Genomic DNA, 13723 nt, shown 5'->3' with positions numbered 1-13723 from the left:
CGAGCAGACCAATGAAATCGGCTTGTTACTGACAGCGCTTACTGCTACTGGCAGCACGGGCTGGCAGTCGACTGTCAGCCAATGGCAGTATTTGGCAGTCCTTGTTACCCTGCGCCGGTAAACCTACCGGTGTCCCCATGCCTGAAACCCACCCGCTCATCCTCGCCCTGGTTTCCTATCTCGAGCACGATGCCCTGCCAACCATCGTGCTGGACACCGACTACAACATCCTCGCTGCCAATGCCGCCTATCGCCGCCAGTTCGGCCACCACGACCAGGCGCCGCTGGGTGAAAAATGCCATAAGGTCTCGCATCACTATGCCGTGCCTTGCGACCAGGCCGGCGAGCATTGCCCGATGCGCAAGGCATGGCACAGCAAGCAGCCAGAGCGGGTCTTGCACATTCATCACACGCCACGCGGGCCCGAGCATGTGGATGTCGAGTTACGTCCGATCCTGGATGAACAGGGCAGGGTAGTGGCCTTCGTCGAACGCCTGACCAGCATTACCCTGGCGTCGGCACAGCCACAGGAACAAGGGCTGGTGGGGCGCGCCCCTGCATTCAAGGCCGCCCTGGCCAGCCTGCAACGGGCAGCGCCGGCGCAGATTCCGGTGTTGCTGCAAGGTGAGTCGGGTACCGGCAAGGAACTGTTTGCCCGCGCGGTGCACATGGGCAGCCCCAGGGCGAATGGGCCATTGGTGGTGGTCGACTGTACCGGCCTGACTGAATCACTGTTCGAGAGCGAGTTGTTCGGCTACGAGAAGGGGGCGTTCACCGGCGCCAACCAGCGCAAGATCGGCCTTGCGGAAGCTGCCCATGGCGGAACCCTGTTCCTCGATGAAATTGGTGAAGTGCCGCTGGCGATGCAGGTGAAGCTGCTGCGCCTGATCGAGTCTGGCAGTTTCCGTCCGGTGGGTAGCCTGCGCACGGTGCATTCGGATTTCCGCCTGGTGTCGGCCACCCACAAACCGCTCAGGCAAATGGTTGCAGACGGCAGCTTCCGCGAAGACCTGTACTACCGCATCAGCGGCTTCCCGATCCGCCTGCCGGCCTTGCGCGAGCGAGTGGAGGACCTGCCTCTGCTCGCGCAGAGCCTGCTTCAGCGCATGGCTGGCAAACCGACACCCACGCTGAGCGACGATGCCTTGCAGCAGCTTCGGCTGCATCCGTTCCCGGGCAATATCCGCGAGCTGCGCAACATCCTTGAACGGGCGCGGTTGTTTGCCGATGACGGGCTGATCCAGCCGGAACATTTACCCGAGGACATCGGGCCAACTGCAGCAGTCTTGGGCGGCGGCCGGCGCAATCACCTGGGTGAGCTGGCGCAGGCGTTGGAACACTTCAAGGGGTCGCGCAGTGAACTGGCCCGTCACCTCGGCTTGAGCGAACGCACGCTGTACCGCCGCTTGAAGGAGCTCGGCCTGAATTGAAAAATGGCGAGTTCTACAGGGTACTCTCGCAGGCGATATATTGACTTCAATTCAGTGGTATATGTAAGCATCACACCGGAGGGGTTATGCCTAAAGCGAATCCTCCAGTTCGGCGTCTTCGCCAGCCGCTGATAGCTGGCAAGTTCAAGATGGAGTCATTCATGACGGAAGGAAACACCTGGAACACCAAGCGCCTTTTCGATGCACTCAGCACCTTGATGAATAATGAGCGCGACCCCGTGCTGGGTAGCGCCTCGTTGGCACTCATCGAGGGCGCTGAGCAAGCTATCAAGGTCGACCTGCATGAATTCGGAGGTTTGTCTGTATTCATCGTGGTTGCTGGTGAACAGATCATCGTCGACACGTTGCTGATCGAAGCCGAAGACGTCACTGATGTGAGCGCCTTCAATGACGCGGTACTGCGCAGTCGGGAGATGTTCCCGCTGTCCAGCATCGGCATCGAAACCATGCCAAACGGTGAGACGGCCTACAACATGTTCGGCGCCTTGACCGCTGATTCCTCGCTGGCGAACGTCGTCACTGAAATATTGACCCTGGCTGAGAACGTCCAGAGAGCGGTCATCGCTTTCGAATCCTTCTTCAGCCAATAACGGACAGGGACAACCATGGATAACAATCAATCGCTCTGGCGCAAGCTGCTGACCGCACTGCGTGGTAAGGGTACAGAAATCGGCGAGGCCATCGCCGACAGGCAAGCCATTACCATTCTGGATCAAGAGATCCGTGACGCAGACTCAGCTATCCGCAGTGCGCAGAACGAACTGGCGGCTCTGATGGGTAAGGAGAAGCTGGCATCCAAAGAGCTCGCCGAGCTGCAGTGCACGATCGGTGACCTGGAAGAAAAAGCTAAGAAGTCCCTGGCTGCGAATCGTGAGGACCTAGCCCTGGAAATCGCTGGCCGAATCGGCGAGATCGAGGGCAAGCTCCAGCTCAAGCGCGAAGCGCACCAGCAGCTGCAGGGTGGCATCGCCCGCATGCGTTCTGACATCGAGAAGGCGCAGTCCCGGATCAATGGTTTGCGTACGCAGGTGGACATGGCCAAGGCCCGCGAAACCGTGCAGAAGGCGCAGGTCAGCGCTACCCTGTCCAGCGGCCAGGCAAATGGCAAACTGGAAACCGCAGTCATGACCCTCAACCGTCTCAAGCAGCGTCAAGATGAGCGCGAGGCGACCCTCAATGCGCATGAAGAGCTCGCTGCTCATGCCGATGGGAGTGATCTGGACAAGCGTCTGCGGGAGGCCAACATCATCGCCGACGAGAACAGTGCCCAGTCTGTACTGGCCCGTTTGAAAGGCTCAGCTCAGCAGTAACCAGGTATCGGGCGCCGGCCGGGTTATCCCGGCCGGCGAATCTCGCTAGAAGGAAACGTCCTTGGCAAATGGAAAAGCCTTGCGCATCGTCGCTGCGCTACTCGTGGTTATGCTCGCGTTACAACTCGGTAACGCTCTCCTCGGATTCCCTCTGGGTGCGTTTGGCCTACAGCCGCGAAGCGCAGGAGGTGTAGCCGGAGTTTTCCTGTCTCCCTTCCTGCATGGCCCGTTTGGGCATCTGCTTTCTAGCGCCATCCCCTATGCAGTTCTGTCGATGTTGACACTCGGGTATGGCATCGGACGCTATGCAACTGTAGAAGCATTGGTCCTCAAAACCCGTACCGAAAGAGGCGCTGATAGAGCTCGCTGAATCTCATTGCATCTGCAAGGTTCCGTGCTGGCGTCTCGAAACCCAAATTCAAATTACGGATATTGGCCTATGTCGATCTTTCTGCTTCTTCGGCAGGTTGCAGCTACCGTGCTCGTCAGATTCACGTGGATGGCGCTCGTGCTGGCAGTTCTAGTCCACTTCGCCGTTGCGTACATTGGCCTGTGGTACGCAGGCGAGAAACACCTCGTCGGAGATCCGACGACCTTCTTCTACTTCTACATCACGACTGCCATGACGGTGGGCTATGGGGATCTTTCCCCTCAAGGTCCGGCTGGCAGGATCTTTGTTGCTATCTGGATGATGGTCGGCGGCATCGCCCTTCTGACGGCCGTCATTGGCAAAACAACCAACTCCATAATCGAACTCTGGAGGCGCCAAGTGAAGGGAAACGGCAGTTTCGAAAAACAGTCCGGCCACACCGTCCTGATCGGATGGCTTGGGCAGAGCAGTGAAGAAATCATCAACCTGCTGCATCAGGACGATGTATCCAACGATCATCTGATAGTCATCTGCGCAACCGGCCTGGACGAGAATCCAATGGGAGGGAGGGCGTCCTTTGTTCGTGGTGAGAATTTGAGTTCGCCCTGCTTGCTGGCCCGTGCCGGAGTGTCGACGGCGGAGCGCGTTCTGATCCGAACAGAAACTGATGACCAGACGCTGGCCGTAGTCTTGGCCGTGCATAAACTCCAACCTCGAGGCCACGTTGTGGCCCACTTCAGTGATTCTCAAAAAGCTGACTTGGCTCGAAGCTATGCGCCCGGTCTGGAGTGCACGTCCAGTATGTCCGTGGAAATGCTGGTGCGCTCCTCCCAAGACCCTGGCTCCTCCGAGCTCATCACCGAACTGCTCACTGTGGGAAGCGGCGCCACCCAATACCGTGCAATTCTCAAACCTGGCATCCAGTGGTCATTTGGCGAGCTTTTCGCTTCCATGAAAGATCGTCACAACGCAACCGTCATTGCCTACAAGGCTGAAGGCGAGGACCGGCTGCTGATCAATCCTCCCTCCGATACCCAGGTGTGTGCAGGAGAGATCTTCTATATCGCCAACAAACGCATCGCCGGTGACATCTGATGAGCTTCTTCAAGCGGCTTCTCGGCCTCGAATCGCCAACGCCTAGTACGAACACCGCGCCTTTGCCAAAGGGGCCACTTGGCCTTGGGCAGGGCGCAATGGTCTCAATTGATCCCGGTCTGAGCTTGCTGTTTGAGGGGGCCACCAAGGTGATGCTACCGACAGCGCAAAACGCCTTCGCAGAGGGGGTTATAGACCTTGGTCAATCCAGCTGGCTGACCCGCATCTACCTCGACGATGAGGACTTCTGGATCCAGGTACTGACATCCGGCGAGCGCGATGGACAAGTCGATGCGCTGGTGCTGTTCAACTACATCGATTGCAAGTTCATCCATAGCCAAAGTGAGTTAGCCGCCATTGCAGGGCCCGCAAGCAAAATCGGCATGCCGGTCTACATGCACGATGGTCATGCGTATTACCGGGAGTGGGGCAGCTCCGAAGGTCAGACCGAGCTGGTCGACCTTGTCGAGCGAGTGGCCAACCCAAATGAGTCCTACGAAGTCCAGCATCGCTCGATGCTGTACTCGCGTGACATCGGCCTCACTGATCGGAAGGAGCTGCTGCTCTTCTCGGTTGAGGAGTCCGAACAGGGGGCTGTCTGCGTTACAACTTCGCTGGGCGTAAACCTTTTCTCTTCTGACCTACAAAGCACGTAAGGAACACTCCATGCTTGAAGCACTGAAAATGTCTTTGAATGCGCCAGCCGTGATCGGCTTCGTCCTCTACATCATCGGGGCCTTGGTCCTGCTGGCGCTGTTCCAGTTCATCTACGTACGCCTTACCCCGCACAAAGAATTCCAGCTCATCCGAGAGGGGAACACTGCCGCCGCGATTGCGCTGGCCGGCGCTGTGATCGGCTTCGCCCTGCCGGTAAGCAGTGTGATCTCCTTCTCGGTCAGCATCCTCGACTTTCTGGTCTGGGCTGTTATCGCTGGCTTCGTTCAGCTATTGGCATTCTACGGTGTGCACTTGATTCTCAAAGGGCTCTCGGAGCGTATCCACAAGGGTGAAGTTGCGGCAGGCATCTATGTGGCAGCCATCGCGATCAGTGTGGGTCTGTTGAACGCAGCCTGCATGACTCCTTCTACCAACTGAGCTGGAGGGAATCCATGAAGCGAAGCAAGTGCGTACAGCTGTCGCTCTCTGCAGCTGTGGCGGTGGCCATCACTGGGTGCCAGCCAAAAGAACCCAACTATCAAGTCAGCAAGACCTTCAAATTTGACACGGTCCAACAGTGCGTCGACCAGAAAGTCCCGGTGGATATCTGCTCTGAGGCCTACATGGCGGCCATGGCCGAACATCGGCGCATTGCGCCGACATACAACAGCCAGGCTGAATGCGACGCCGATTTCATCGAGAACTACTGCAAGGCCAATTCAGACGGCAAGTTCACTCCTCCGCTTTCCGGCTTTGCGCTGACTGCCGATGGCACTGTGTCCGAGGCGCAACTGAACGCAGCGCATGCAAGTGCAGGTTCAGGTGGCGCTGGTACCAGCGGGCTGAACGATGTTGTCTTGGGTATGCTGATCGGCAACATGCTGTCGAGCAATAACGGGCGCTACTACTCGGAGCCGGTGTACCGGTACCGTTCTGACCGTGACAGCTATTCGACCTCGACCCTTGCAAGTCGGATCAAGTCTGGTACCAACTTCAGTAATTCGACCCAGGTCAAGCGCGGCGCCAGCTACGTATCCAGCAGCAAATCCGGGCTCAAACCATCCATCAACACCAAGCCGATCGCGGTAAGTAGTACCACCTCCCGCGGTGGTTTCGGCAAATCAGCTTCGGCCCGTAGTGGTTGGGGCGGCAGTTTCGGCGGCTAAGGAAGCAAGATGAAACGGATCGCGATCAATGAACGACCCAACTGGCAGTCGCGGGCAGAATCGTTCGGGTTCAAGTTCCACACGATTGATGGTGAGCGGTATTGGGACGAAAGCGCCTACTACCAGTTCACGCTCTCTCAGATCGAAAAGGACCTTGAGGACCCGACTGCCGAGCTTCACCAGATGTGTATGGACTTGGTATCTCGTGTCGTGGACAGTGAAGAATTGCTGTCTAGGCTGAGCATTCCTCCAGCGTATTTTGATGCGATCCGCGAATCTTGGAAGGAGGGTCATCCGCACCTGTATGGGCGCATGGACTTCTCGTACAACGGCAAGGGTCCGGCCAAGTTGCTGGAACTAAACTACGACACCCCGACCAGCTTGTATGAGGGCTCAGCCCAACAATGGGACTGGCTGGATCAGTGCATTCAGATGGGTATGCTCCCGAGTCATGCCGATCAGTTCAACAGTATCGAGGATCAGCTCACTCAAGTGTTCTGTGAGCTTCAGATCGATCGCCCGTTCTACTTCGCCTCGATCACAGGATCCGAAGAGGACAAGGGAACTACCGACTACCTGCGCATGATCGCTGAGAAGGCAGGCATCCAGACTCACCACATCTACCTCGAGGACATCGGGTACAACGGTCAGAGGTTCGTGGACCAGCAAGAGAATTGGATTCCTCACCTGTTCAAGCTTCATGCCTGGGAGTTCATCATGCACGAGGAATTCGGGCCGTTGGTTGCCAGCTCGGATACCCAATTCTTTGAGCCCATGTGGAAGGCCGTACTCTCTAACAAGGGGGCTCTGCCGCTGCTTTGGGAGTTCAACAAAGGGCATCCCAACCTGCTCCCCACCTTCTTTGATGGTGAACCTGGCCGACCGGTACCCAAGGGGTGGGTCAGAAAACCATTTTTCTCCAGGGAGGGAGCCAACATCGAGCTTCGCACTGCGGACGAGCAGCTTGTGAAAGTGGATGGCCCTTACACAGATGCTCCATACATTCTGCAGGAATGTGCCCCGCTTCCGAAATTTGGCGACAGCTACACCCTGATCGGATCCTGGGTCATTGGCGACAACGCTGCAGGAATCGGTATCCGCGAGGATGACTCACTCGTGACAAAAGACAGTAGCCGTTTCCTTCCCCACCTCATCCTCGACTGATCCGCAACTCACCCAGAGTTGCGATTTGCCAACGAGGGTTGGCAAAGGCGATGTACTGGGTAATCCGCGGGTGTTCCTTTCCGGCTCGCCCACAACCTGCCGCAACCCATTTCCGGTTCCATCCATGCTCGATCGAGCAGGGCGGGCAACTCCGGATAGAACTCCAAGGCAAAAAAAAGCCCGCGAAAGGCGGGCTTGATTGGGGCCGACGCGGACCAGGCTTGGAGCCCGGCCGGTCAACTATTCGAGAAACGTGCAACTATTCTGTGAACCGGCATCCTGATCAGAAATCCAGGTTCGATACCGACAGCGCATTGCTTTCGATGAAGTCACGACGCGGCTCGACCGCATCACCCATCAGGGTGTTGAAGATCTGGTCGGCAGCGATGGCGTCTTCGATGGTCACCTTGAGCATGCGACGAACAGCCGGATCCATGGTGGTTTCCCATAGTTGGTCCGGGTTCATCTCACCCAGCCCTTTGTATCGCTGGATGGTGTGGCGCTTGGTAGTCTCGTTCATCAGCCAGTCCAGGCCTTCCTTGAATTCGACGATCGCTTTGCGACGCTCACCACGCTGCACGTAGGCGCCTTCACCCAACAGGCTGGACAACTTGGCACCGATGTTGACCACGGTCCGGTAGTCATTGCTGCCGAAGAAGTCACGGTTGAAGGTGACGTAGCTGGCCAAGCCGTGAGAGGTGATTTCCACCTCTGGCAGCCATACATTGCGTTCCTTGTCCTCACGCAGGCTGGCTTTGTAGACCAGGCCAGACTTCTGGCTGTTGCTCAGACGCTCCTGGAACTTGGCCAGCCAGGCTTGCATCACCGCGTGGTCACCCAACTGCTCAAGGGTTACCTCCGGCAAGTAGATGAAGTGCTCGGTCAGCTCTTCCGGGTACAGGCGCGACAGACGCTTGAGGGTCTTCATGACACTACGGAATTCGTTGACCAGCGCTTCCAGTTGCACACCGGAAACCGCCGGCGCCGACTCGTCGAGGTGCAGGCTGGCATCTTCCAAGGCCGACTGGGTCATGTATTCTTCCATGGCCTCGTCGTCCTTGATGTACTGCTCCTGCTTGCCCTTCTTCACTTTGTACAGCGGCGGCTGGGCAATGTAGATGTAGCCACGCTCGACCAGCTCCGGCAACTGACGGAAGAAGAAGGTCAGCAACAGGGTACGGATGTGCGAACCGTCAACGTCAGCATCGGTCATGATGATGATGTTGTGATAGCGCAGCTTGTCGATGTTGTACTCTTCGCGGCCGATACCACAGCCCAGCGCAGTGATCAGCGTGCCAACTTCCTGGGACGAGATCATCTTGTCGAAGCGTGCTTTCTCGACGTTGAGGATCTTGCCCTTCAAAGGCAGGATCGCCTGGGTACGACGGTTGCGGCCCTGCTTGGCCGAACCACCCGCAGAGTCACCCTCCACCAGGTACAGTTCGGAAAGGGCAGGGTCCTTCTCCTGGCAGTCCGCCAGTTTGCCCGGCAGGCCGGCGATATCCAGCGCCCCTTTGCGGCGAGTCATTTCGCGGGCTTTACGGGCAGCTTCGCGCGCACGCGCCGCGTCGATCATCTTGCCAACGACGGCCTTGGCCTCGTTCGGGTTTTCCAGGAGGAAGTCGGCGAAGTACTTGTTCATCTCCTGTTCCACGGCGGTTTTAACCTCCGAGGAGACCAGCTTGTCCTTGGTCTGCGAGCTGAACTTCGGGTCCGGTACCTTCACCGAGATGATCGCGGTCAAGCCCTCACGAGCGTCATCGCCAGTGGTTGCCACCTTGTTCTTCTTGGCCAGGCCTTCCTGCTCGATGTAGCTGTTAAGGCTACGAGTCAGAGAGGAACGGAAGCCCACCAGGTGCGTACCACCGTCACGCTGAGGAATGTTGTTGGTGAAGCACAGCAGGTTTTCGTTGAAGCTGTCATTCCACTGCAGGGCAACTTCCACGCCTACGCCATCATCGCGCTGGACATTGAAGTGGAACACCTGCGAGTTCACCGGGGTCTTGTTGGTGTTCAGGTATTCGACGAACGCACGCAGGCCGCCCTCGTATTTGAAGAACTCCTCCTTGCCGCTGCGCTCATCCTTCAGCAGGATGCCCACGCCCGAGTTGAGGAACGACAACTCACGGATACGCTTGGCCAGGATGTCCCAGCTGAAGTGAATGTTCTTGAAGGTTTCGGCCGACGGCTTGAAGTGGATGTGGGTACCCGTGGTTTCGCTGTCGCCAACCACCGCCATCGGAGCCTGGGGAACGCCATGGACGTAGGTCTGCTCCCAGATCTTGCCGCTACGGCGAACAGTCAGTACCAGTTTCTCGGACAGGGCGTTCACCACGGAAACACCTACGCCGTGCAAGCCACCGGATACCTTGTAGGAGTTATCGTCGAACTTACCGCCGGCGTGCAGTACGGTCATGATGACTTCAGCTGCGGAAACGCCTTCTTCTTTATGCACGTCGACCGGAATGCCGCGACCGTTGTCGCGCACACTGATGGATTCGTCCGGGTGGATAATGACGGTGATGTCGTCGCAGTGACCGGCGAGGGCTTCGTCGATGGAGTTGTCGACCACCTCGAAGACCATGTGGTGCAGGCCGCTACCATCATCGGTGTCGCCAATGTACATGCCGGGACGCTTGCGTACGGCATCCAAACCTTTCAGCACCTTGATGCTGGAGGAGTCGTACGTTTGATTTTCGCTCATGCCTTCACTCCCGATGGTCGTGGGTCTGGGTGATACGGCCTTGTTCCACGTGGAACAAAGCAACTGGCGTTTCCGTCTGCCAGCCTTCCCTCAGTAATTCGTGATCTACACAGGTGATGAACACCTGGCAGCGTAATTCTTCAAGCAAGCGGCACAGCGCGCGGCGATGCTGGTCATCCAATTCGGACGGCAAGTCATCCACGAGATAAATACAGTGACCGCGGCGAGCCTGACTAACGAGGTGGCCTTGGGCAATGCGCAAGGCACACACCACCAGCTTTTGCTGACCACGCGACAGAATGTCGGCTGCGTTGTTGGCAGCCAGACGAAGACGCAGATCAGCGCGCTGCGGACCGGCCTGGGTGTGGCCCATCTGCTGATCGCGAAGGAGAGAGGAGGCGAGTACTTCTTGCAGTTCCCGGTCCTTATCCCAGCCTCGGTAGTAGCTCAGGGTCAACCCGTCCAGTTCGACCAGTTCGCTCAGGGTTCGCTCGAAGACGGGCTTCAAGGCCTTGATGTAGTTGCGACGGTATTCATCTATTTCCGCGCTGGCCAGGCACAATTCCCGGTCCCAGGCGGCTTGCGAAGCTGGGTCAAGTGTACCATGACGCAACCATGAGTTCCGCTGCCGCAGCGCCTTCTGCAGCCGCTGCCAAGCTGGCAGGAAACGAGGTTCCACGTGGAACACTCCCCAATCCAGAAACTGCCGGCGAATCTTCGGGGCACCTTCCAGCAAGCGGAAGCTGTCCGGATTAATGAGCTGAAGCGGCAGCAGTTCAGCCAACTGTGCTGCGCTGCGTGCGTTCTGCCCATCGATACGAATAGTGAACTCTCCTTGCCGCTCCCGGGATACGCCCAGGTTGCTGCTGCCGCCCTCGGCCAATTGCACTTCACCAAATACGGTACAGGCAGGCTGTTCGTACTGAATGACCGGGTTCAAGCGGGTACTGCGGAAAGAGCGCGCCAGCCCGAGCAGGTGCACCGCTTCGAGCACACTGGTCTTGCCGCTGCCGTTGGCGCCGTAAAGGATGTTGATGCGGGGAGAGGGTAAGAGTGTCACCGGGTGCAAGTTGCGCACCGCGGTGACCATGATACGTCGAAGGGACATTTCGCCTGCTACGGGTTACAGGCGCATCGGCATGACAACGTAGGAAGAATCGTCGTTACCCGCTTCCTGCAGCAGCGCACTGCTGTTGGAGTCGGACAGGATCAGACGAACTTGCTCGGTAGTCATTACGCCCAGCACGTCCAGCAGATAGCTGACGTTAAAGCCGATTTCCAGCGAGCTACCGTCGTAGTCCACGCTGATTTCTTCTTCAGCTTCTTCCTGCTCAGGGTTGTTGGCCTGGATTTTCAATTGACCAGCTGCCAGCTGCAGGCGAATACCGCGGTACTTTTCGTTGGAAAGAATCGCAGTACGGCTAAACGCTTCGCGCAACGCCTGGCGGTCACCGACCACAAGCTTGTCACCGCCTTTTGGCAAAACCCGCTCGTAGTCCGGGAACTTGCCGTCCACCAGTTTGGAGGTGAAGGTGAATTCACCGGTGGTGGCACGGATGTGGTGTTGGCCGAGGACGATGCTGACCATACCTTCCGGATCGGTGAGCAGGCGTGCCAGCTCGAGGATACCTTTACGCGGCACGATCACCTGATGGCGCTCATCCTGCTCGATCGGCGCGCTCATGGAGCACAGCGCCAGGCGGTGGCCGTCGGTCGATACCGCCCGCAGAGTATTGCGGGACACTTCCAGCAGCATGCCGTTGAGGTAGTAGCGCACATCCTGCTGGGCCATGGCGAAGCTGGTGCGCTCGATCAGGCGGCGCAGTTTGCTTTGTTCCAGGTTGCAGGTCAGCGAGCCCGGGCCTTCTTCGACGGTCGGGAAGTCGTTGGCAGGCAGAGTCGACAGGGTAAAGCGGCTGCGGCCGGCCTTGACCAACAGTTTCTGCTCGTCAACCTTGATATCGATCAGGGCGTCGTTCGGCAGGCTTTTGCAGATGTCCATCAGCTTGCGAGCTGGAACAGTGATTTCGCCAGGCTCGGCTGGCTCTTCCAGTTGCACGCGGCCTACCAGCTCGACTTCCAGGTCGGTACCGGTCAACGACAGTTGCTGGCCTTGAACGACCAGCAATACGTTGGACAGCACCGGCAAGGTCTGACGGCGCTCGACGACACCGGCGACCAGTTGCAGGGGTTTCAACAGGGCTTCGCGTTGAATGGTGAAATGCATGGTCTAGTCCCTTGCCTTCAATTAGCTGCGCAGACGGCCATCAGGTCGTCAGCGTCCGCAGCAGGTTCTTGTAGTCCTCGCGGATGTCCGCGTCGGATTCCTTCAGTTCATTGATCTTGCGGCAGGCGTGCAGCACGGTCGTATGGTCGCGACCACCGAACATGTCGCCGATTTCGGGCAGACTGTGGTTGGTCAGCTCCTTGGACAGCGCCATGGCCACCTGGCGCGGACGCGCGACAGAACGCGAACGCCGCTTGGACAACAGATCGGAGATCTTGATCTTGTAGTACTCGGCGACGGTACGCTGAATGTTATCCACACTGACCAGCTTGTCTTGCAGCGCCAGCAGGTCCTTGAGCGACTCACGAATCAACTCGATGGTGATGTCGCGACCCATGAAGTGCGAGTGAGCGATCACCCGTTTCAATGCGCCTTCCAGCTCACGGACGTTGGAGCGAATACGCTGGGCAATGAAGAATGCGGCGTCATGCGGCAGCTCGACCTTGGCCTGGTCGGCTTTCTTCATCAGGATCGCCACGCGGGTTTCCAGCTCGGGTGGCTCGACTGCCACCGTCAGGCCCCAACCGAAGCGCGACTTCAGGCGTTCTTCCAGGCCTTCGATCTCCTTGGGGTAGCGGTCAGAGGTAAGAATGACCTGCTGGCCACCCTCAAGCAGGGCGTTGAAGGTGTGGAAAAACTCTTCCTGCGAGCGCTCCTTGCGGGCAAAGAACTGGATATCGTCGATCAGCAACGCATCCACCGAGCGGTAGAAGCGCTTGAATTCGTTGATGGCGTTGAGCTGCAGTGCCTTGACCATATCCGCGACGAAACGCTCCGAATGCAGGTACACGACCTTGGCGTTCGGGTTCTTTTTCAACAGGTGGTTACCCACAGCATGCATGAGGTGGGTCTTGCCCAGGCCCACGCCCCCATAAAGGAAGAGCGGGTTGTAGCCATGCTTGGGGTTGTCGGCCACCTGCCAGGCAGCAGCTCGCGCCAGCTGGTTCGACTTACCTTCGACGAACGTGTCGAAGGTAAAGGTGCGATTCAGGTAGCTGGTGTGCTTGAGCGCGCCTTCGACCTGCACGGTACGTTGTTCGGTCCGAGCGCTGGCGGCTGACTGCGAAGCCGGTTCGGCCATGGAATCGAAGCTGTCACGCAAGGACGGTTCGGCCAGCTCATCGACCAGCACAGGCTCAGCCGCTGCCACTGCAACCGGTTCGACCGCTGCCGGCACTGCCTTCTGGGTCTGGCTCTGTGCCTGAGTATTGGCCAGCGATGCCGCCACCGCAGCACTCACTGGCGCGTTAGGTGCAGCACGTGGTGCCGAGCTGCGGCGGCTGCCGATCAACAAGGAAAGGGCAGGCGCGATGCCGCTGCCGTTTTCGCCCAACAGTTCGAGCAAGCGCCCCAGGTACTTTTCATTGACCCAATCGAGAACGAAACGGTTAGGCGCATAGACGCGCAACTCGTCGCCTTCGGCTTCGACCTGTAGCGGACGGATCCAGGTGTTGAATTGCTGGGCAGGCAGTTCATCGCGCAGAAGCTCCACGCACTGCTGCCAAAGTTCCACTGACAC

At 58.1% G+C, this 13723-nt stretch carries 12 protein-coding genes; 8 read left to right on the top strand and 4 right to left on the bottom strand.

The window, feature by feature from the left end:
- Window positions 1-137: 137 nt before the first annotated feature.
- From ACJA3S_RS00060 to ACJA3S_RS00025, 8 genes are all read left to right on the top strand, one after another.
- Complete coding sequence (locus tag ACJA3S_RS00060) at window positions 138-1430, top strand: sigma-54 interaction domain-containing protein (RefSeq protein ID WP_406820460.1); 1293 nt, start codon at window positions 138-140, stop codon at window positions 1428-1430.
- Between the two features lie 161 nt (window positions 1431-1591).
- The gene (locus ACJA3S_RS00055; RefSeq protein WP_406820459.1) at window positions 1592-2041 is read left to right on the top strand and encodes a YjfI family protein; all 450 of its coding nucleotides are present in this window, start codon (window positions 1592-1594) and stop codon (window positions 2039-2041) included.
- 15 nt (window positions 2042-2056) lie between these two features.
- The gene (locus ACJA3S_RS00050) at window positions 2057-2761 is read left to right on the top strand and encodes a PspA/IM30 family protein (protein ID WP_406820458.1); all 705 of its coding nucleotides are present in this window, start codon (window positions 2057-2059) and stop codon (window positions 2759-2761) included.
- A gap of 439 nt (window positions 2762-3200) precedes the next feature.
- Entirely contained in the window at window positions 3201-4226 is a 1026-nt protein-coding gene (locus ACJA3S_RS00045) for an ion channel (RefSeq protein WP_406820457.1), read from the top strand.
- Window positions 4226-4882: a DUF2491 family protein gene (locus ACJA3S_RS00040; protein WP_406820456.1), complete on the top strand. Its 657-nt coding sequence runs from the start codon at window positions 4226-4228 to the stop codon at window positions 4880-4882. The genes ACJA3S_RS00045 and ACJA3S_RS00040 overlap by 1 nt, the downstream gene beginning before the upstream one ends.
- A gap of 10 nt (window positions 4883-4892) precedes the next feature.
- Window positions 4893-5321 carry a DUF350 domain-containing protein gene (locus tag ACJA3S_RS00035; protein WP_406820455.1) on the top strand — a complete coding sequence of 143 codons (429 nt, stop codon included), beginning with the start codon at window positions 4893-4895 and terminating at the stop codon, window positions 5319-5321.
- A 14-nt stretch (window positions 5322-5335) separates the two neighbouring features.
- The gene (locus tag ACJA3S_RS00030; RefSeq protein ID WP_170027533.1) at window positions 5336-6049 is read left to right on the top strand and encodes a DUF1190 domain-containing protein; all 714 of its coding nucleotides are present in this window, start codon (window positions 5336-5338) and stop codon (window positions 6047-6049) included.
- 9 nt (window positions 6050-6058) lie between these two features.
- Entirely contained in the window at window positions 6059-7213 is a 1155-nt protein-coding gene (locus tag ACJA3S_RS00025) for a glutathionylspermidine synthase family protein (RefSeq protein WP_406820454.1), read from the top strand.
- A gap of 283 nt (window positions 7214-7496) precedes the next feature.
- Here ACJA3S_RS00025 and gyrB read toward each other — a convergent pair whose 3' ends face one another.
- Genes gyrB through dnaA form a run of 4 tightly spaced genes read right to left on the bottom strand, consistent with a single transcriptional unit; the run spans window position 7497 to window position 13723 of the window.
- Window positions 7497-9917, bottom strand: a complete 2421-nt coding sequence (gene gyrB, locus ACJA3S_RS00020) for a DNA topoisomerase (ATP-hydrolyzing) subunit B (RefSeq protein ID WP_170027529.1) — start codon at window positions 9915-9917, stop codon at window positions 7497-7499.
- A 4-nt stretch (window positions 9918-9921) separates the two neighbouring features.
- Window positions 9922-11025, bottom strand: a complete 1104-nt coding sequence (recF, locus tag ACJA3S_RS00015) for a DNA replication/repair protein RecF (RefSeq protein WP_170027527.1) — start codon at window positions 11023-11025, stop codon at window positions 9922-9924.
- Window positions 11026-11040: 15 nt separating this feature from the next.
- Window positions 11041-12144 carry a DNA polymerase III subunit beta gene (gene dnaN, locus ACJA3S_RS00010; RefSeq protein ID WP_170027525.1) on the bottom strand — a complete coding sequence of 368 codons (1104 nt, stop codon included), beginning with the start codon at window positions 12142-12144 and terminating at the stop codon, window positions 11041-11043.
- Window positions 12145-12184: 40 nt separating this feature from the next.
- Window positions 12185-13723 carry a chromosomal replication initiator protein DnaA gene (gene dnaA / locus ACJA3S_RS00005; protein WP_170027523.1) on the bottom strand — a complete coding sequence of 513 codons (1539 nt, stop codon included), beginning with the start codon at window positions 13721-13723 and terminating at the stop codon, window positions 12185-12187.

It is taken from the genome of Pseudomonas sp. KnCO4 (assembly GCF_045344305.1).
Lineage (GTDB): Bacteria > Pseudomonadota > Gammaproteobacteria > Pseudomonadales > Pseudomonadaceae > Aquipseudomonas > Aquipseudomonas anuradhapurensis.
Note: the sequence above shows the minus strand (reverse complement) of the source record. Positions and strands in the feature narration are given on the sequence as shown.

What these genes read in the sequence shown, in the direction of transcription:
- ACJA3S_RS00050 (WP_406820458.1), top strand. Translation starts at nt 2,057, where the DNA reads ATGGATAACAATCAATCGCTCTGGCGCAAGCTGCTGACCGCACTGCGT.
- gyrB (WP_170027529.1), bottom strand. Translation starts at nt 9,917, where the DNA reads ATGAGCGAAAATCAAACGTACGACTCCTCCAGCATCAAGGTGCTGAAA.
- ACJA3S_RS00030 (WP_170027533.1), top strand. Translation starts at nt 5,336, where the DNA reads ATGAAGCGAAGCAAGTGCGTACAGCTGTCGCTCTCTGCAGCTGTGGCG.
- ACJA3S_RS00025 (WP_406820454.1), top strand. Translation starts at nt 6,059, where the DNA reads ATGAAACGGATCGCGATCAATGAACGACCCAACTGGCAGTCGCGGGCA.
- ACJA3S_RS00040 (WP_406820456.1), top strand. Translation starts at nt 4,226, where the DNA reads ATGAGCTTCTTCAAGCGGCTTCTCGGCCTCGAATCGCCAACGCCTAGT.
- recF (WP_170027527.1), bottom strand. Translation starts at nt 11,025, where the DNA reads ATGTCCCTTCGACGTATCATGGTCACCGCGGTGCGCAACTTGCACCCG.
- ACJA3S_RS00055 (WP_406820459.1), top strand. Translation starts at nt 1,592, where the DNA reads ATGACGGAAGGAAACACCTGGAACACCAAGCGCCTTTTCGATGCACTC.
- dnaN (WP_170027525.1), bottom strand. Translation starts at nt 12,144, where the DNA reads ATGCATTTCACCATTCAACGCGAAGCCCTGTTGAAACCCCTGCAACTG.
- ACJA3S_RS00035 (WP_406820455.1), top strand. Translation starts at nt 4,893, where the DNA reads ATGCTTGAAGCACTGAAAATGTCTTTGAATGCGCCAGCCGTGATCGGC.
- ACJA3S_RS00060 (WP_406820460.1), top strand. Translation starts at nt 138, where the DNA reads ATGCCTGAAACCCACCCGCTCATCCTCGCCCTGGTTTCCTATCTCGAG.
- ACJA3S_RS00045 (WP_406820457.1), top strand. Translation starts at nt 3,201, where the DNA reads ATGTCGATCTTTCTGCTTCTTCGGCAGGTTGCAGCTACCGTGCTCGTC.